This is a genomic window from Paenibacillus sp. TY11, assembly GCF_059772165.1.
On the sequence record NZ_JCBAIQ010000008.1, the window covers coordinates 68,949 to 85,629 of the forward strand.

The window sequence follows — 16,681 nt, forward strand, 5'->3', positions numbered from 1 at the left end:
GTAAACCTGTATGACGAATATTTTCAAAAATGTGACCTTTTACCCGTGTGTTGTCAAATAAAACGCTTTCGGGCAAAACAGGACAAGATACCTATATTAGCTCATTAGAGAAGTAAAGTAAGTTTGCGAAAATGCGGTCTTTTCAGTGTATGTTAGCCTCTGTGAAGTGTGAATGCGGGATACAGGGTATGAAGGGCAGGGTGCAACGTAACAGGCCAACGGGTATAATATCAGGACAAGGTAAGAGGAGCGTCTCCAAAGATTTAACAGAAAGAAGTGGGCATATGAACTTGCAAAAGAAGGCTGTTTTTTTTGATGTAGATGATACGATGTACGATCATTTGCACCCTACACGCGATGCGTTGCGTACAGTATTAGGATTGAGTGAGAGTTTTCCTTATGAGGAAGCCTACCATCGTATTCGCTATTACAGCGATATACTATCGGCTAGAGGAGGACTTTTGGAGGGGAAGGCGGGGCCGGATGAACTGGATGATATGAGGGAAGGTCGTTTCGTCCTGGCTTTACAAGAATTCGGGGTAGATATCACCCGTGAGCAGGCAGTACATGTTCAACAAGAATACTTGGATCGTCAGTACCGAATTGAGTCTTTTGAGGGAGCAATCTCGTTAATGGATGAATTGAGCTCGGCTGGCTATTTGGTTGGATTGATTACGAACGGTCTTGAAGAACACCAGATGAGCAAAATCAAGGCCATGGCACTGGAAAATCATGTTGCGGCAGAGCATATCTTTGTATCTGGGACCGTTGGCTTTGCCAAGCCTGATCCACGCATTTTCGAAGTAGTGAACGAGCGGACAGGAACGTTAGCAGAGCATTGCTGCTACATTGGGGATTCCTGGCGTAATGACGTGGCGGGAGCTATAGCTGCGAATTGGCAGGTGATCTGGTTCAATCACAGGAACGCTGCCCCGGAGTCTGACGTGCTGGGGGTCTATGAAACAGCGGCAAGCTATGCAGAGTTAAGAAGGTTGCTCCTGCCGGACGCGCGTTAGACACGGTACATACCGTATTTTCTAAAAGAATCCAACCTATACTGAAGCCATTCTAAAAGATGGCCCGTAATACTACTTATCCGTTATAGATCTAACTTCATTTGAAATGGTTTAGAACAGAGAAGGAGGGATCGCGATGGTAGAACAATGGAGACAGGCAGACGACATCATAAGTCAAGTGACCGTATACAGTACGGAGGATAATGATCCGGTAACCATTAAAACAGCCACCCAAGACGTCCGCTGTATTGGCATCGGGACAGATGCGGCCGTATTTACGCTCGATACGTTGCCAGGCTACGCATTCAAGGTGTACTCAGACATGGCGATCGAGAAGAAAGATGCGGAAGCCGACGTATATGAGCGTTTGCGGGGGTCTGAATTTTTTCCTCATTATTATGGAAAAGGCGACAAGTATATCGTTATTAGTTATGAATCCGGTATTACGCTGCTGGATTGTCTGCTGCAAGGGATTCCGGTGCCGGAGCAGGTCATTCTGGACGTGGAAAAGGCGAGGGAATTTGTTCGATCCAAGGGGCTGAATCCCCGTGATATTCACCTCAAGAATGTACTCATGCAAGACGGACGCGCCAAGGTATTGGACGTATCTGAATACGTGAAGGAAGGCGATGACAAGCGCTGGGAGCATTTGGTGTGGGCGTATCATACGTTTTATTCCGGTATCTCGGAGGTTAAGGTTCCCTCATGGATTTTGGATACGATCAAAAAATGGTACTACAAGCTGGACAACTCCAGCTTCAATCTGGAGGAGTTTGCCCAGCGTGTCAGTCAATTGTTCTCTAAATGGCGGTCATAACCGCTGTGAACATAACGGATATGCAGCCTGCTCTTACCATAACAAAAGGATTGCACCCGCATTTAGGGGAGCAATCCTTTTCTTTTATCTGAAATCCCGGGGCACTCTTCTGGCCGTACCGCTCGCAATCGCGGCTCGAATAACCTTTTCACGCACCCGTTGAACGGCGCTCTCGTTAAATACACCAGGGATAATATACAGCTTGTTCAATTCTTCAGGACGGATCGTGCCTGCGATGGCCTCTGCGGCTGCCAGCTTCATCTCCTCGTTAATTTCTCGGGCACGGCAATCGAGCGCCGCCCGGAATATGCCAGGGAAACAAAGCACATTGTTAATCTGGTTAGGATAGTCCGAACGTCCGGTGGCGATGACACCTGCAATGTCCTCGACGTCCTCTGGCGCAATTTCGGGAACCGGGTTGGCCATGGTGAACAGCACCGGGGCTTCGTTCATACGTTTCACGTCTTCTCGTTGCAGTAGTCCACCTGCCGACAGACCGATAAATACGTCAGCGTCCTTCAGAACCTCGGACAGCGTGCCGGACAGTCGTTCGGGGTTGGTATGCTGCGCATACCAGTTCCACATCGGATGCTCGTATGTTTCATCAGCTGTAAGAGCTCCGTGACGGTCTACGCCAATGATGTTGACTGCCCCTGCAGATAGCAAAATTTTGGTACAGGCCACACCCGCAGCCCCGATACCACAGACGACAATTTTGACGTCAGACAGGGCTTTGCCGACAACCTTGAGCGCATTGATCAGCCCTGCGTATAAAACGACAGCTGTGCCGTGCTGATCGTCATGAAAAACAGGTATGTCCAGCTCTTTACGTAACCGCTGTTCAATCTCGAAGCATCGTGGCGACGAAATATCCTCCAGATTAATACCGCCAAAAGCTGGGGCCATTTGCTTAATGGCCTTAATGATTTCTTCGGTGTCCTGCGTATCCAGACAGATTGGGAAGGCATCGACGGACCCGAGCTGCTTGAACAGCATGGCTTTGCCTTCCATAACCGGCATGGCTGCATAGGGACCGATGTTACCTAGGCCGAGGACAGCGCTTCCGTCAGAGACGACAGCGACCGTGTTGCGCTTGATCGTCAAACGGAAAGCTTTGTCCGGTTCCTCGTGAATCGCCATGCATACGCGTGCCACATCGGGGGTATATACCCGGGACAAGTCGTCGCGGTTTTGAATCGGGACCTTGGGCTGCATTTCAATTTTGCCCCCGAGGTGTAACAGGAAGGTGCGATCAGAGATGGACAATACCTTTACACCTTGCGCTTTTTTAATCCGGGCAATCATTCGGTCGATTTCTGCTGGATCGGCAATGGTAACTGTAATATCCCTCACAGTGACCTTCTCAGAGGTGCTAATGACGTCAATGGCAATCACATCTCCGCCATGTTCGTTTACCAGCGTAATCAATTGACCAAATTGGATGTGTTCGGTGGAAATTTCCAGTCGTAAAATGATATTTTTACCGCCAATACCGCCTCGCATACAAATTCCTCCTTTGTCTTCCATAACAAAATACGTGGGATCAATTGATTGCGCTTACAATCAGGAGCGAATCTAGAATCTATGCTGATATTTTAAATTAGTGGATTCTTCCCCTATCATAGTGAACAATCTCTCGCTTGTACAGATCTAGCTGAGTAATATCTATTATTTTGTATCAAAAAAAGGACGAAAGCCGGCTAAATTCCAGTCAAGCGATCGTCCTCTTTTTAAATGAAATGATCGATTTGATCTTCATGTAGTTTATCTTGTTACGTCATATTTTTACCGTAGTAAATTTCGTCCATTTCAATTTTGAGACGTGTTGATATATTCTGTTGCTCTTTTTCGCTCAGACTTTCCTTGGTGTAGCCGAACAGATAATTGTCCAGATCGAATTGTTTTAGCTTACATTTGGTATGGAAAATATTTTCCTGATACACATTCACGTCTATCATGTCATACTGACTGCGCACTTCGTCGGGAATATAGTTTTGAATGGAGGCGATGTCATGGTCGATGAAAAGCTTGTGTCCATTCGTATCACGTGTGAAGCCACGTACCCGGTAATCAATCGTCATAATGTCGGTGTCGAAAGAATGAGCCAAATAGTGGAGTGCCTTGAGCGGGGAGATTTCCCCACAGGTAGAGACATCAATATCTGCTCGAAACGTGCTGATCCCCTCGTCTGGATGATATTCCGGGTAGGTGTGGACCGTAATATGGCTTTTATCCAGCTGTATCACAACAGATTCAGGTAGAGGGCCTGGTGACTCGGCATAAGATTCAGTCGGTACCTCCACAATGGGCCCTTCTGATATAAGCACTGTCACGCTGGCTCCTTGAGGAACATAATCCTGCTGGGCTACATTGAGCACGTGGGCGCCGATAATGTCAGATACATTTTTTAAAATAGCTGTCAGTCGATCCGAGTTGTATTGTTCATCAATATATTCAATATACGCCTCGCGTTCTTCTTTGGTTTTGGTGTAACAAATATCGTACATGTTGAAGCTCAATGATTTGGTTAAGTTGTTAAATCCGTGCAGGGTAATCCGCTGTTCCGGTGTTATGGTCATAGGCTATTTCCCCTTATAGTCGCAGTATTCATACATAATATTCCCAACACGCTTCTTCATATACCGATTCATAAAATCAGTTCTGTAGCTGTTAGATTAAAGGCTTGAACAAGTATGTCTTACCCGTTTGGCATAATTAAAAACAGGCAGGGGAGCGGATTGCAGCTTGATTCTCAGTCTCTTAAGTTAGCTTACACTTCTTCGGAACGATTGAGGATGAGTTTTTTTGAAATACTCTAATTTTACATATTTTGAAATTAAATGTACATATACTTTATTTCTTATTCAGCATTTTTTAAGTAACAGGACTTATAATGTGGACTATGCATACGAGGAAGGCCTGCGAGTCTAAAATCTTTTGTCCGGGAAAGTAAGGAAAAATCATTTGCTTGAGGATTTGTTATTTCTGTTTTGGAACAGAATCGAAAGAGGACTCGTAGTAAAACAGAAGATCTGGGTTAGTGATTCATTAATTTAATGTGTGTCACCTTCACAATGCCGAAAGTTTAACCGAATATGATTATATACCCGAGAAAATAGTGACTTTGTACGTTGCGTAAAACGAGAAAGGCAACTTCAGCTAATAATATGCGTATAATGAAATACACATAAGAAGCTAAGAATTATGAAGTTAAATGAATTTTGATAGGCAAAATGAATTTTACAAACCTATCCCATGCTATTGTAAGAAAAACGGTGGAAGGAGTATCAAGATGCTGGCTTTGTCCGATCCGGCCTGGACTCTGCTCCAAGGCCCCTACGGTTCTTCTCAATACGTCCCGGAAATGTTGAAGCAGCTCCAAGCCGGATATGACGGCGAAATGGCTGACACCTTGTATTGGGAGGAACTGTATCACCAAAATACGTTGTATACTTGTACATTTGCGGCTGTACCTTACCTTGTAGACATTGCGTTAAAGAGTTCTGATATAGGGATTCGTGCGGATATATATAACATTTGTGGAATATTCGAAGCGAAGAATAACAATCCTTTACATACCAAAGTTCCATTGGAATTTACAAGGGATCAGGTGGAAGTGGATTCTAGTCTGGCTGAATATATTTATGCGCAATATCGGTGTGCTATTGTCCGACTTGCAGAATTGACTGAAGAAATGGTGCTCCATGCGAAGGAACACGAAGGAAATGTCGGCAAACGCTATGTTCTGGCTGCGGGTGCCGCCTTTCAGGGTTATCATTGCGTAGCTTATATGCTACAAAGCTTCGATACAGGTGACGAATATACGCTGGATTGTCCGCATTGCGGTACCCCGCTCTATATTTGGCCTGATGAACAAAGTGACACCCTGGTTGTCTATGATAAAGATCCTGTAAATTCAGACAACCTGGTCCCACATCCGATCCGCCCCCGTTCATTGGACCATAGAGGGGCTAATATACAGTGGTTACACGAATATGCTCAAAAAATTGAAGAGAATAAGCTTCTTGCCCAATTACCCTATTTAATCGGTTGGGTAGATTGTCCAGCGTGTAATACGCCCATATATATATGGGATGAGTTGATGAAAATGGCTGATGGTATACGGAAGTATACCGCTTAATCAATAAAAAAAGGGTGCTGTCTTCTACAGCCCCTCATTTCCTCTTATATTTTTCCATCTAATCTCTGTATGCTTTGCCCAATTCTACTCCCGAAACGGATTCAAAAAGGTTTTAGGAATGTCGGATTCAAAACGCAGCAATACTCCAGTGACGGGATGTATAAACGACAATACCCGCGCATGCAGACCAAGGCGGCCAATCGACTTGGATTTGGAACCGTATTTTTTATCTCCAACAATCGGATGACCAATATCCTCCATATGCACGCGAATTTGATTTTTGCGCCCGGTCTCCAAACGTACTTCCAGCAAGGAAAAATGCCGATTGGCTTGAAGCAGCTTGTAGTGAGTGACTGCGTGCTGTCCGTCATTCGGATAAGGACTGGAATACATTTTCAGCGTCTTGCTTTCTTTCAGCCATGAGGTGATCGTGCCCACAGCTTTTTTAACCTGTCCTTCTACAAGAGCAATGTATGTTCGTTCATACACAACTTCCTTCCACGCTTGTTGCATTTCCTGCTGTATGGCTTCGCTTTTTGCAAACATCATCACTCCCGATGTATCACGATCCAAACGATGCAGTACAAAAATACGATTGTACGGATGCTCTCGTCGCACATGGGCTGTAAGCTGGCGATATGCTGTTACTTCCTGCTCCTGCGCAGAAGCGACGGAAAGCAACCCGGCATCTTTATGGATAACGATAATGGCTTCGTCCTCATGCAAAATACGCAGCCCAGTCAGCGGCACCACGGGAGTGATTTTTTCCTTGGAGAGTACGACAGTCTGACCTTGCTCCAGCGGAAAATTGTGCACGGTACGAGGAATGCCGTTGACGGACACCTGCCCACGAGCCAATGCTGATTTAATGGAATTCCGACCCATGCCAGTCACATGCTCTACTAAAAAGTTCAACAGCTCGGCAGGCTCCTGGACGATGTATGTTTTGGCAGGGGCTTTATCAGCATGGGTTCTCCGTTGAGCTTCCGGTTTATGGGAGCCGGATTTTCCGGCGGGTTTGTGGCTGCGTTTGGAATGGCTTGTGTTTGACGTTGATTTTGATTTTGTATGATTTTTCCGTTGAGGTTTCCGATTATTCATGGATTCTTTCTCCTTCTTGGAACCGTGTCTCTTCATAATTATAGACAAATTTGCGGCACCGTGTTCACTATATCATGAGAAAACAGCGAATGCCATAAGAGACTAAAGCTGATTGACTTCCAGCGGTTGAACATTACCCTGAACCCCGGTAAACTAAGGGTAACGAAAGAAAAGCCGATATGCGTCGAGGACGCTAGAAATATGAGGAGTTTTGAAACTATGAGTGTACAAGCACCAACATTGGAACGGGCGCAGGACTTGCTGCAAAAATTTTATGGCTATCCCGATTTCCGGGAGGGACAAAAGAAAATTGTGGCCAGTATGCTGGAAGGCAACGATACGTTGGGCATCATGCCGACAGGTGGCGGAAAATCGATATGCTACCAGATTCCCGCGTTGTTGCATGAGGGGCTGACCATTGTTGTGTCACCACTGATCTCGCTGATGAAAGACCAGGTGGATGCGCTGACCACGATGGGGATTGCTGCTGCCTACATCAATAGTACGTTGAGTGGTCGAGAAGTGAATGACCGCATACGCGCTGCACGGAATGGCGATTTGAAGTTACTGTATGTTGCACCGGAACGACTGGAACTGGATTGGTTTCGTGATGAAATGGCTCAGTTGCCGATTTCATGCGTTGCGGTAGATGAGGCTCACTGTGTATCCCAGTGGGGCCATGATTTCCGCACCAGCTACCTGGCCGTGGCTCCATTCGTGGACGGGCTGTATGAACGCCCAATTGTAGCGGCGTTTACGGCAACGGCGACACCGCAGGTCATGGATGACATCGTGCGCCTGCTTCGTTTGCGCTCACCGGAGACGTTCGTTACGGGCCTTGGACGGCCAAATTTGGAGTTCAGTGTGCTGCGTGGGGAAGACAAGCGCAGTTTTTTGCTGAATTATACCCGTGAGCACGAGGGTGAATCAGGCATTATTTATGCGGCGACACGTAAGGATGTGGACGATTTGTACCAACGGCTGCGTGACGCAGGCATGGCAGCCGGACGCTATCATGCCGGGATGACAGATCAGGAACGCGCAGATAGCCAGGAAGGGTTTCTATACGACGATATCCGTGTCATTGTAGCAACCAATGCCTTCGGTATGGGGATTGATAAATCGAACGTACGCTACGTCATTCACTACAACATGCCTAAAAATATGGAGGCTTACGTACAAGAGGCGGGACGCGCCGGACGTGATGGCGACCCGAGTCAATGTATTTTACTGTTCGGACCGCAAGATATTGTGACGCAGAAGTTCCTGATTGAGCAAAACCCACAGGATGAAGACCGCAAGCGCAACGACTACCGCAAGCTCCAGCAGATGGTTGACTATTGCTACACCACTCGCTGCCTGCGTACGGCACAGCTTGAGTATTTCGGAGAAGCGGAGGAGCATGCAGCTTGCGGCATATGCAGTTCATGTACAGATGAACGGGAACTGGTTGATATGACCATAGATGCGCAAAAGATTTTTTCGTGCATTCATCGCATGCGGGAACGTTATGGGGTCTCGATGGTAGCCTCGGTGTTGAAAGGCTCGCGTAACAAAAAAGTGCTACAGTATGGTTTTGACAGCCTGCCGACCTATGGTGTGATGGGCAACCGGACGGAAAAAGAAATTGCCGAAATTATCAATGTTCTCGTTTCGGAAGGCTACCTGATGCTGTCCGAGGGGCAATATCCGGTCGTACGCTTGCAACAGCTTGCAGCTGAAGTGCTGAAAGGCCAGCGAGAAGTCATGCAGCGTGTGGTGCGACATGCCACGGCTTTTGCAGGTGGGGCAGGTTCACGCGGACGACAGGGACGTGATGCATACCCGGCTGCGGTCAACGAAACCGTGTTCGAGCAATTGCGCCTGATCCGCCGCGATCTGGCCGCTCAGGAGCATGTACCATCTTATATTATCTTCAATGATGCCACGCTGCGTGAGATGAGTGTAGCGAACCCGCAATCCGAGGCAGATATGCTGCGGATCAAGGGTGTCGGTGAAGTGAAGTTCCGCAAGTACGGTAAGTTGTTTCTTGATTTTTTTCAAAATCAGGGGAATATCGGGGGAACGGTTAATGAGGATGAGATTTATTCAGACGATGTGTACGAGGATTTTGAATAGCTATACTAACGATAAGAGTCCATGCAAACTATAGAAGGTTGTGACCTATGAAAGTCATTTTATCAACGTTAAATGCAAAATATATTCATACCTCGCTGGCAATCCGATGCCTCAAAGCCTACAGCGAAAAGGACTTTGATATCGAGCTGGCGGAGTATACGATTAAAGACCCGGTGATGAACATCGTATCCGATTTGTTTCAACGGGGGGCAGATGTCGTCGGCTTTTCCTGTTATATTTGGAACATTGAAGAGACGATTAAAGTCATTGATGTGTTGAAAAAGATAATGCCCGAGGTCAAAATTGTTCTGGGTGGTCCGGAGGTATCCTACGATACAGATCACTGGATGAAGCGCTTGGCGAATGTGGATTTTATCGTTGTTGGTGAGGGAGAGGAAACATTCCATCAACTGCTTCAGGAGTTGGAAGGGGATCGCAAGTTCCATTTTGTGTATGGACTGGCTTACCGTAAGGGAGAAGAGGTCATTCAGATGCCGGGTCGCCCGAAAGCGGACTTGAACGAGCTGCCGTCGCCCTATCGTTTTGCAGAGGATATACCGGAACTCGGGAAACGGGTTGTTTATTTTGAAACGAGCCGGGGCTGTCCGTTCAGCTGCCAGTTTTGTCTGTCCAGCATTGAGGTTGGGGTGCGTTATTACGATATCGAGCGCACAAAGTCGGATATTCTGTATCTGATCGACAACGGAGCCAATCTAATCAAGTTTGTGGATCGGACGTTTAATATTAAACGCGATTATGCACTGGAAATGTTCAAATTTTTGATTGAAAATCACCGTGGATGTGTCTTCCAGTTTGAGATTACGGCAGATATTATGCGTCCCGAGGTGTTGGATTATTTGGCGGAGAACGCGCCACCGGGCGTATTTCGTTTTGAAATCGGCGTCCAATCAACGAATGATCCCACCAATGAGCTGGTTAAGCGCCGCCAGAACTTTACCAAGCTTTCCCGTACCGTTACGAAGGTCAAACAAAGCGGTAAAATCGACCAGCATTTGGATCTGATCGCCGGATTACCTTTGGAGGACTACAACACATTCCGTAAAACGTTTAATGACGTTTTTGCGCTCGGCCCGGAAGAGCTTCAGCTTGGCTTCCTCAAAATGCTGCGTGGTACAGGGCTGCGCATCGACGCAGATAAGTATAACTATACGTATATGGATGTTGCTCCATATGAAATGTTGAGCAATGACGTCCTTTCCTTTGCCGATATCGTCCGGCTCAAACGCTTGGAAGATGTATTGGAAAAATATTGGAATTCCCATCGTATGGATCATACGGTGAACTATCTGATTGAGCGTGAATTCTCGTCCGCCTTTGATTTCTTTCAGGAATTCGGAGACTACTGGGAAGGACAGGGCTGGCAAAAAATCGGACATCAACTCGAAGACTTGTTCACGCGTCTCCAATCCTTTCTGGAATCGCGTGGAACAAAGCGAATGGATATGGTGCTTGGGCTGATGAAGCTTGATTATTTCCTAAACCATAAATACAAGCCGCGTAAAATCTGGTGGGAGCATACCTTGGAGAAGGACGATTGGTCCAGCTATATGAAAATGGTTCTCCAGCACCCGGATGCGCTGTTGTCACCTGCGGTTGCCGATTTTGTGGCAGATGCGAACAAGGAGAGTACCGATGGGACGGATGTGGGCAGTCAACAGCCGCAGCCATACCGCGAAATTATTCCAGTCTTTGCTTCCTTGAAGCTGGGTGAAAAGGAACTGCAAAAGCACGCTGTGCTGGATGTTCTGCCGTTCAGTCTGGATCATATCCTGAGTGGCGGTAGCCCATTGACTGCCGAAGGCCGCACACTGCTGCTTGTGGTCTATCAGCAAAATGAACAGCAAAAGCCGCTCTACTACACCATGCCGATCGGCAAAAATATCGCCGCGATTTAATATAAACACCAGAAGGCATCGACTTTGGCATACCAAGAGTCGGTGTCTTCTTTTGTCTTATAAAAACAAACGATCACTCCAATTTTACATTCGCGTAATCTATTGCTTGACGATGCTTTACAAAACAAATATATGATTAATTTATCATATATGAATATCAAATTTATTGGAGTGTGACCTTGTGAAAAAGCGTTCAATGAAAAAGAGTATTCTTGCTTTAGGTGCCATTACCGTTTTAAGTGCGCCATTGTTATCTGCTGATATCCCTAACGCTTTTGCAGCCTCATCTAATACCAAGTCCACTACCGCACAGGTATCCAAAGGACAGAAAACCTCGTCAGCAAAAGTCGATGCTCCTAAAAATGTCATTCTCTTTATCGGCGATGGTATGGGAGAAGCAAGTCGCAACGCGGTTCGCTTGGCGACGGTAGGGAAAAAGGGATTGCTTGAAATGGACAACATGCCTGTAACTGGTCTGGTTAGCACGAGTTCAGGGGATAACCTGGTTACGGATTCTGCCGCCGCTGCGACTGCAATTGCAACAGGTGTGAAAACGTATAACGGCGCTATCGGGATGGATTTGAATAAAAAACCAGTGACAACGATTATGGAGCTGGCCAAAAAAGCAGGTATGTCTACAGGTGTCGTGACGACAAGCCAAGTGACAGACGCAACGGGAGCCGCTTTTGGTGCGCATGTCGAAAAGCGCTCCGCTCAAAGCGAGATTGCCAAGCAGTATCTGGAGAAAAGCAAGTTGGATGTTATTCTGGGCGGTGGTGAGGATTTCTGGTACCCTGCAGGAACAGCAGGCAAACATCTAGATGCTCCGGCAGAAGATCCTGAGGAAGCTAGTAAGGGAACTCAAGGAAATTTGGTAGAACAAGCCAAGAAGTTGGGTTATAGCTATGTGACGGATCAGACGGAAATGAAAGCAGCTAAAGGTTCTAAGTTGCTAGGGCTGTTCGCCAATGAAGAGATGTTCCAAGCTCACAACAAGCTGGGTAACTCTTACAATCCAACGGTTTCTCTACCGGATATGACGGCAAAAGCGATTGATGTTCTTTCCAAAAACCAAAAAGGTTTTTTCCTGATGGTAGAGGAAGAAGGAACGGATGAGATGGCGCATGACAATGAAGGTGAATTAACGATAAAGGCTGGGCAGCAGCTCGACAAGGCCGTTAAAGTAGCCAAAGATTATGCCAAAGCGCATCCAGATACATTAGTATTAGTTACGGCAGATCATGAAACGGGCGGTTTGGCCATTGAAGGCGAAGATGCGGAGGATGAATCCGGTGAAGGCATCTCCAAAGAGGACGGTCCTTTTACTGTAAAAGGCTCTGATGAGAAGTTTTATATCGACTGGACCACGGGAGGACATACATCCGTTGATGTGGCGCTAACCGCGATGGGACCCGGCTCCTCTAAGTTTAGCGGGAATTATCCGAATACTGCTATTCATGACAAGCTGGTTAAGCTGCTTCAATTAAAAAAATAGCTCGGTGTGAAAGCGGCCACTTAAAAGGTTTTCCATATTGGCAATATGGTTTTTCCTGTGATAAACTAAAGCTAATAGGTATATACTAAAAAAGAGTAAGGATGCTACCAACATCCTCACTCTTTTACAACAGCCGCTTATAAGGGCGGTGGCTGTAGGGTTGGATTAGTGAAATAGACCGCTAACCTTTTCCAGAGGGCGGTCTATTTCTTTTTGTTGAAGGAAATAATCAAGATCACCAACGTTGCAAATTGAATCATCAACGTTAATGTATCTTTAACCTCCACAGGCATCACCTCCTTTGCAGGAGACTAGCCGACCGCCCATCTAAGCCATTCTGTTGTTAGTTTATAGTATATCATATGGATAGTATTGCTAAATAGGACAATTATGAAAACGCCTGTTTCTAGGTGTTTTTTGTTTTTTCAAAAGATATATTTTTAAAGTTGAAAATTATTATGTAGTTCTTAACCAGTATAGGTGTTACGTAACTCATCTAAAAATTGCATAGCATCTTTAAATCCCTGTAAATATATTTGGTTCTCCAGAATAGATTGCAGAGAGATTTGGGCATCTTCATATAAAAACAGGGTATGTTCGAGATGCTCGGGAACGGATTCACGGATTTGTTGAAAATACTGGTTGCATTCCGTGGAAAATTGGTTGTATTCTGGTATGGTTTTAGAAAGATTACTATACAATGTTTCTAATCGGTTTCTGATTATGGGTTCAATTAATATTTCTAAAGAATTAGACATGATTTGCAAACCTCCGGAGGGAAAATATTTTAATGTGGAATGACAAAATATCATGTAAATATTGTATCATTACATAGCGATTTGGTATACCGAAAGGTGACATCATAGTGACGTCAAATCAATAGGAAATTTCAATAAATATCGAATATTTTGTGAACATTCTTAATTTGACTTAAGATGATAAGTGAAAAAAAAGGAAATTATATCTTTTGCAGTCGGTCATTTAAGGATATAGCAAAAGATAAAATGATTGAGTTTACACAATTGTTTCCTTCTATTTCTATAAAATGATCTTGGATGTTGATGATTTATTCGTGGATGAAGAATACCGAAAACGAAGGATCTCCCAACTATTATTGAACGCAGCTCAGCAACATGGCAAACTAACAGGACCAAGGGAATTGGGTAACGGCAGGAAAGAATAATGTTTCAACGTAAAGAGTGTATGAAAGAAATCAATATATCAAGAATGGGGGATTTTACCATTATGAGCTGATCCTATAGCTCTGACCTGTCATGTGAGGAATAAAGTCTATATAAGCTGAACTGAAAAAATGTACATGGAAAACGGAGTAGACGGAATGATGCTGTACAAGCGAAACGGTCGCTTTAAAAGTTTTTCCGGAGGAAAGCTCGCTTCGAAAGCATCACCTTCCCGGATTTCTACCGATGAAAGATTTTATTTCAGAAATCCGGGGGCGGTGGCGATGGGAAGCACCATCTGTCTGCGTAGTGGCACTAAGGTAACTTTTAAATTCGCTTATATAATTATCCAAGCAATAAAAACACGCAATTACGTAATATCGGTTATAATGAGGTAAGAATAATTAAGGAGCCGTGCTCTAACACGGCTCCAGCATACAGCAACTGCATAAAGAGCAGTCGGCCGCATAAGATAAGGTCGAGAATAGATCGTTGACCTTTGGTTAGGGCGGTCTATTTCTTTTTCATGTAGGTAAGTAACGCCAAAATGAACATGCCGAATATACTCAACCTTTAATCCTCCGTTGTTTTCTTCCCCCATACATATTTCATTAATAAGAATATTATTATCAGCACGCAGAGAAGCATTGCGATCTGCAAGCCATAACGATGGATCAGTTCTCCTGCTGCTTGTACATGATCGCCAAAGATACGTCCGAGCAGAAAGAAGATTAGCGTCCAGATCAAGCCCGTTGAATAAGAGAAGAGGGCATAGCGCTTGAAGCTCATTTTATTGATTCCGACAATATAAGGGATAATGTGACGGACGATCGGCAGCAAATAACTGATGCAAATAGTGAAGTTTCCATACTTATGTACCAAATTTTCCGAATACTTAATGTACTTGTCCATTTTTTTCTTTCGGCGCAAACGATCTAGAATGGGTGTACCCAAGGTTCTCCCCAATATATAACCTAAGGACAAGCCTGATATAACCCCAAGATATACAATTAAAAAAGCGGGTAATGAATGAAGTATACCCATGCTTGTTACGGCCCCGCCAGTCATCACAATGACTTCGTCTGGAATGGGCAGCCCCACAATTCCGAGCCATAGAGAAAAGAATAGTGCTGCATAGCCGTATTGTTCGATGATGGAAATTAAATATTCAACGTCCATAGCTATACTCCTTTCTTATGCTTTCTTTCGGCATACATAGACGAATGCGGGTGGAACGTTCATAGGTACAAACTTGATTTCTTCAATATCAAACCATTCACCTAACTGCTGCTTCATCTGTTTAGAGTATTGAAAGGCGACAAACATTCCTCCATCCCTGAGTGATAGATGAATTTGTTCTACAATTTGATTTCGCATCACTTGTGGAAAGTTGAAAAATGGGAGCCCGCTGATTACGCAGTCAAGCTGTTCAATTTGGGCATTTTTCATAGCAAGCTGAAGCTCACGCGAGTCGGAATAGCACAGATAATTCGGGAATCTTCTTTTTAAACTCTGCTGCATGGTCTGGTCCTTCTCAAAGAGTAGAACCTTTGGTTGAAATTCAGCAGCAGACGGGATGTATTGGGTAATTGCCCCCGTGCCAGCACCAAGCTCGGCAACAGCATGAACTTCACTCCATGGAATGGATTCTATCATATTTTTAGCTAAAAATCTGGAACTTGGTGTTACACTACCCACATATGCAGGCGAGTACAAAAATTTGAATAGGAACATAAGTCTTTCGTGAACCAAATGACTGATACGGATCATACATCATTCCCCTACTTTCAATTATTAAAATACGTTCATTTATTCTTTGCTAAGAGTAACAAATTATCCCTTTACTTACTCCTGTCTCGAGTAGGGTTAATCCCCCCGTCCTGCGGAGGGGATTTTCCTTGACTATGGTCTAGGAAATAAGAAAAGGGTTATGGTATTTGTCAGTCTGCATTTATTCAGTTATCATTCAGCATACTTTCAGGTTACATTCAGTTTTGCTACCGATGAAAGGTAGGTGGGCAGCTAAAAACATATGTACACGGAGAGGGGATCAACTTTGTCACTATCCATTAACAGGCATCTAATCACGACTTCCTATGATCATTCGAATACGGTGAAGTCAAACAAGAATGGACTAAATAACACAGGTCATACTACACACAAGAAATCTAACGATTCACTCGAATTGAGCGCGGAATTTATGGAATACGCTGGGGGAATGCAAAACTACAGTAATGATTACAAGTACGACCAGGATACCCTTACACTGACTGCGGACGAACAAAAAACGCTGTTATCAGATCTAAAAAGTTACCTGACGTATTCAAGTGCTTTATCTGAAACGGATGAACTCACCAATAGCACGAAGAATCCGTTGGCTTCAGTCAGCGACTTATTATCCGGTGTGGATCTTTTGACGGTAACAGATGAGGAAGTATCAGATCTATTCGATAAGATAGCAAAAGCCATCCAAAATAATCGCCCTGCACCGCCACCTGAAGGGGACTCATTCCGGCCTGAGGTTGATAGCAGTGGTCTGCCTCCTATGATGCAGGCCATGGGCGGAATTATGCCTCCATTTGCATGGAATATCCAAGAGGCTTCCAATCAAGAGGATAACAGCACTACATCTGAAAAAGAGCTTACAGTAGATAAAAAACGATCTTTACTGAGTGATTTGCAAAGTTTCCTGAGCTCCCGTCTTATATCCGGGTCAACAGCTTCGGAAAAAGATCAGGAAACAGATCTGCTTTCTGCATTAAAAAACGCGTGGGGAAATACAGATGAATCGAATGCAACAGATGAAGAAATATCGGCTTTATTCGATAAAGTCACTAAGATTTTTGAACAATCTGTATCATCGTCGTCATAGTCATTAGAAAGCAATACCATGACT

General features: G+C 44.8%; 14 protein-coding genes. 7 read left to right on the forward strand and 7 right to left on the reverse strand.

Features of this window, described 5'->3' with window-relative positions; all coding sequences use genetic code 11:
• Nucleotides 1-284 precede the first annotated feature (284 nt).
• Together AC6EJC_RS10735 and AC6EJC_RS10740 are read left to right on the forward strand one after the other, a co-directional pair.
• Complete coding sequence (locus tag AC6EJC_RS10735; protein WP_444953954.1) at nucleotides 285-1,016, forward strand: HAD family hydrolase; 732 nt, start codon at nucleotides 285-287, stop codon at nucleotides 1,014-1,016.
• Nucleotides 1,017-1,152: 136 nt separating this feature from the next.
• Nucleotides 1,153-1,833, forward strand: coding sequence for a protein kinase family protein (locus AC6EJC_RS10740; protein ID WP_444953955.1), 681 nt, complete (start codon nucleotides 1,153-1,155; stop codon nucleotides 1,831-1,833).
• Nucleotides 1,834-1,917: 84 nt separating this feature from the next.
• On the opposite strand, the gene AC6EJC_RS10745 is transcribed toward AC6EJC_RS10740, so the two are convergent.
• Together AC6EJC_RS10745 and speD are read right to left on the reverse strand one after the other, a co-directional pair.
• Complete coding sequence (locus tag AC6EJC_RS10745) at nucleotides 1,918-3,336, reverse strand: NAD-dependent malic enzyme (protein ID WP_444953956.1); 1,419 nt, start codon at nucleotides 3,334-3,336, stop codon at nucleotides 1,918-1,920.
• Nucleotides 3,337-3,605: 269 nt separating this feature from the next.
• Nucleotides 3,606-4,412: an adenosylmethionine decarboxylase gene (gene speD / locus AC6EJC_RS10750; protein WP_444953957.1), complete on the reverse strand. Its 807-nt coding sequence runs from the start codon at nucleotides 4,410-4,412 to the stop codon at nucleotides 3,606-3,608.
• 713 nt (nucleotides 4,413-5,125) lie between these two features.
• On the opposite strand from speD, the gene AC6EJC_RS10755 reads away from it, so the two are divergent.
• Nucleotides 5,126-5,974 carry a hypothetical protein gene (locus AC6EJC_RS10755; RefSeq protein ID WP_444953958.1) on the forward strand — a complete coding sequence of 283 codons (849 nt, stop codon included), beginning with the start codon at nucleotides 5,126-5,128 and terminating at the stop codon, nucleotides 5,972-5,974.
• 84 nt (nucleotides 5,975-6,058) lie between these two features.
• On the opposite strand, the gene AC6EJC_RS10760 is transcribed toward AC6EJC_RS10755, so the two are convergent.
• Nucleotides 6,059-7,075, reverse strand: coding sequence for an RluA family pseudouridine synthase (locus AC6EJC_RS10760; protein WP_444953959.1), 1,017 nt, complete (start codon nucleotides 7,073-7,075; stop codon nucleotides 6,059-6,061).
• Nucleotides 7,076-7,294: 219 nt separating this feature from the next.
• Between AC6EJC_RS10760 and recQ the strand changes: the two genes are divergently transcribed.
• From recQ to AC6EJC_RS10775, 3 genes are all read left to right on the forward strand, one after another.
• Entirely contained in the window at nucleotides 7,295-9,193 is a 1,899-nt protein-coding gene (recQ, locus tag AC6EJC_RS10765; protein WP_444953960.1) for a DNA helicase RecQ, read from the forward strand.
• A 47-nt stretch (nucleotides 9,194-9,240) separates the two neighbouring features.
• Nucleotides 9,241-11,109, forward strand: a complete 1,869-nt coding sequence (locus AC6EJC_RS10770; protein WP_444953961.1) for a B12-binding domain-containing radical SAM protein — start codon at nucleotides 9,241-9,243, stop codon at nucleotides 11,107-11,109.
• Between the two features lie 181 nt (nucleotides 11,110-11,290).
• Nucleotides 11,291-12,604, forward strand: a complete 1,314-nt coding sequence (locus AC6EJC_RS10775) for an alkaline phosphatase (protein WP_444953962.1) — start codon at nucleotides 11,291-11,293, stop codon at nucleotides 12,602-12,604.
• A 203-nt stretch (nucleotides 12,605-12,807) separates the two neighbouring features.
• Here the strand turns inward: AC6EJC_RS10775 and AC6EJC_RS10780 are convergent, their stop codons facing one another.
• The 4 genes from AC6EJC_RS10780 to AC6EJC_RS10795 all read right to left on the reverse strand — a co-directional run bounded on the left by AC6EJC_RS10780 (nucleotide 12,808) and on the right by AC6EJC_RS10795 (nucleotide 15,555).
• Nucleotides 12,808-12,897, reverse strand: coding sequence for a putative holin-like toxin (locus AC6EJC_RS10780; protein ID WP_444953963.1), 90 nt, complete (start codon nucleotides 12,895-12,897; stop codon nucleotides 12,808-12,810).
• A 174-nt stretch (nucleotides 12,898-13,071) separates the two neighbouring features.
• Complete coding sequence (locus AC6EJC_RS10785; protein WP_444953964.1) at nucleotides 13,072-13,362, reverse strand: hypothetical protein; 291 nt, start codon at nucleotides 13,360-13,362, stop codon at nucleotides 13,072-13,074.
• Between the two features lie 996 nt (nucleotides 13,363-14,358).
• A complete protein-coding gene (locus AC6EJC_RS10790; protein WP_444953965.1) occupies nucleotides 14,359-14,964 on the reverse strand; it encodes a DedA family protein in 606 nt (201 codons plus the stop codon).
• A 15-nt stretch (nucleotides 14,965-14,979) separates the two neighbouring features.
• A complete protein-coding gene (locus AC6EJC_RS10795; protein WP_444953966.1) occupies nucleotides 14,980-15,555 on the reverse strand; it encodes a class I SAM-dependent methyltransferase in 576 nt (191 codons plus the stop codon).
• A 286-nt stretch (nucleotides 15,556-15,841) separates the two neighbouring features.
• Here AC6EJC_RS10795 and AC6EJC_RS10800 point away from each other — a divergent pair, with 286 nt between their 5' ends.
• Nucleotides 15,842-16,657: a hypothetical protein gene (locus tag AC6EJC_RS10800; protein WP_444953967.1), complete on the forward strand. Its 816-nt coding sequence runs from the start codon at nucleotides 15,842-15,844 to the stop codon at nucleotides 16,655-16,657.
• Nucleotides 16,658-16,681: the final 24 nt, after the last annotated feature.

What these genes read in the sequence shown, in the direction of transcription:
- recQ (WP_444953960.1), top strand. Translation starts at nt 7,295, where the DNA reads ATGAGTGTACAAGCACCAACATTGGAACGGGCGCAGGACTTGCTGCAA.
- AC6EJC_RS10790 (WP_444953965.1), bottom strand. Translation starts at nt 14,964, where the DNA reads ATGGACGTTGAATATTTAATTTCCATCATCGAACAATACGGCTATGCA.
- AC6EJC_RS10740 (WP_444953955.1), top strand. Translation starts at nt 1,153, where the DNA reads ATGGTAGAACAATGGAGACAGGCAGACGACATCATAAGTCAAGTGACC.
- AC6EJC_RS10795 (WP_444953966.1), bottom strand. Translation starts at nt 15,555, where the DNA reads ATGATCCGTATCAGTCATTTGGTTCACGAAAGACTTATGTTCCTATTC.
- AC6EJC_RS10755 (WP_444953958.1), top strand. Translation starts at nt 5,126, where the DNA reads ATGCTGGCTTTGTCCGATCCGGCCTGGACTCTGCTCCAAGGCCCCTAC.
- speD (WP_444953957.1), bottom strand. Translation starts at nt 4,412, where the DNA reads ATGACCATAACACCGGAACAGCGGATTACCCTGCACGGATTTAACAAC.
- AC6EJC_RS10745 (WP_444953956.1), bottom strand. Translation starts at nt 3,336, where the DNA reads ATGCGAGGCGGTATTGGCGGTAAAAATATCATTTTACGACTGGAAATT.
- AC6EJC_RS10780 (WP_444953963.1), bottom strand. Translation starts at nt 12,897, where the DNA reads ATGCCTGTGGAGGTTAAAGATACATTAACGTTGATGATTCAATTTGCA.
- AC6EJC_RS10735 (WP_444953954.1), top strand. Translation starts at nt 285, where the DNA reads ATGAACTTGCAAAAGAAGGCTGTTTTTTTTGATGTAGATGATACGATG.
- AC6EJC_RS10770 (WP_444953961.1), top strand. Translation starts at nt 9,241, where the DNA reads ATGAAAGTCATTTTATCAACGTTAAATGCAAAATATATTCATACCTCG.
- AC6EJC_RS10760 (WP_444953959.1), bottom strand. Translation starts at nt 7,075, where the DNA reads ATGAATAATCGGAAACCTCAACGGAAAAATCATACAAAATCAAAATCA.
- AC6EJC_RS10785 (WP_444953964.1), bottom strand. Translation starts at nt 13,362, where the DNA reads ATGTCTAATTCTTTAGAAATATTAATTGAACCCATAATCAGAAACCGA.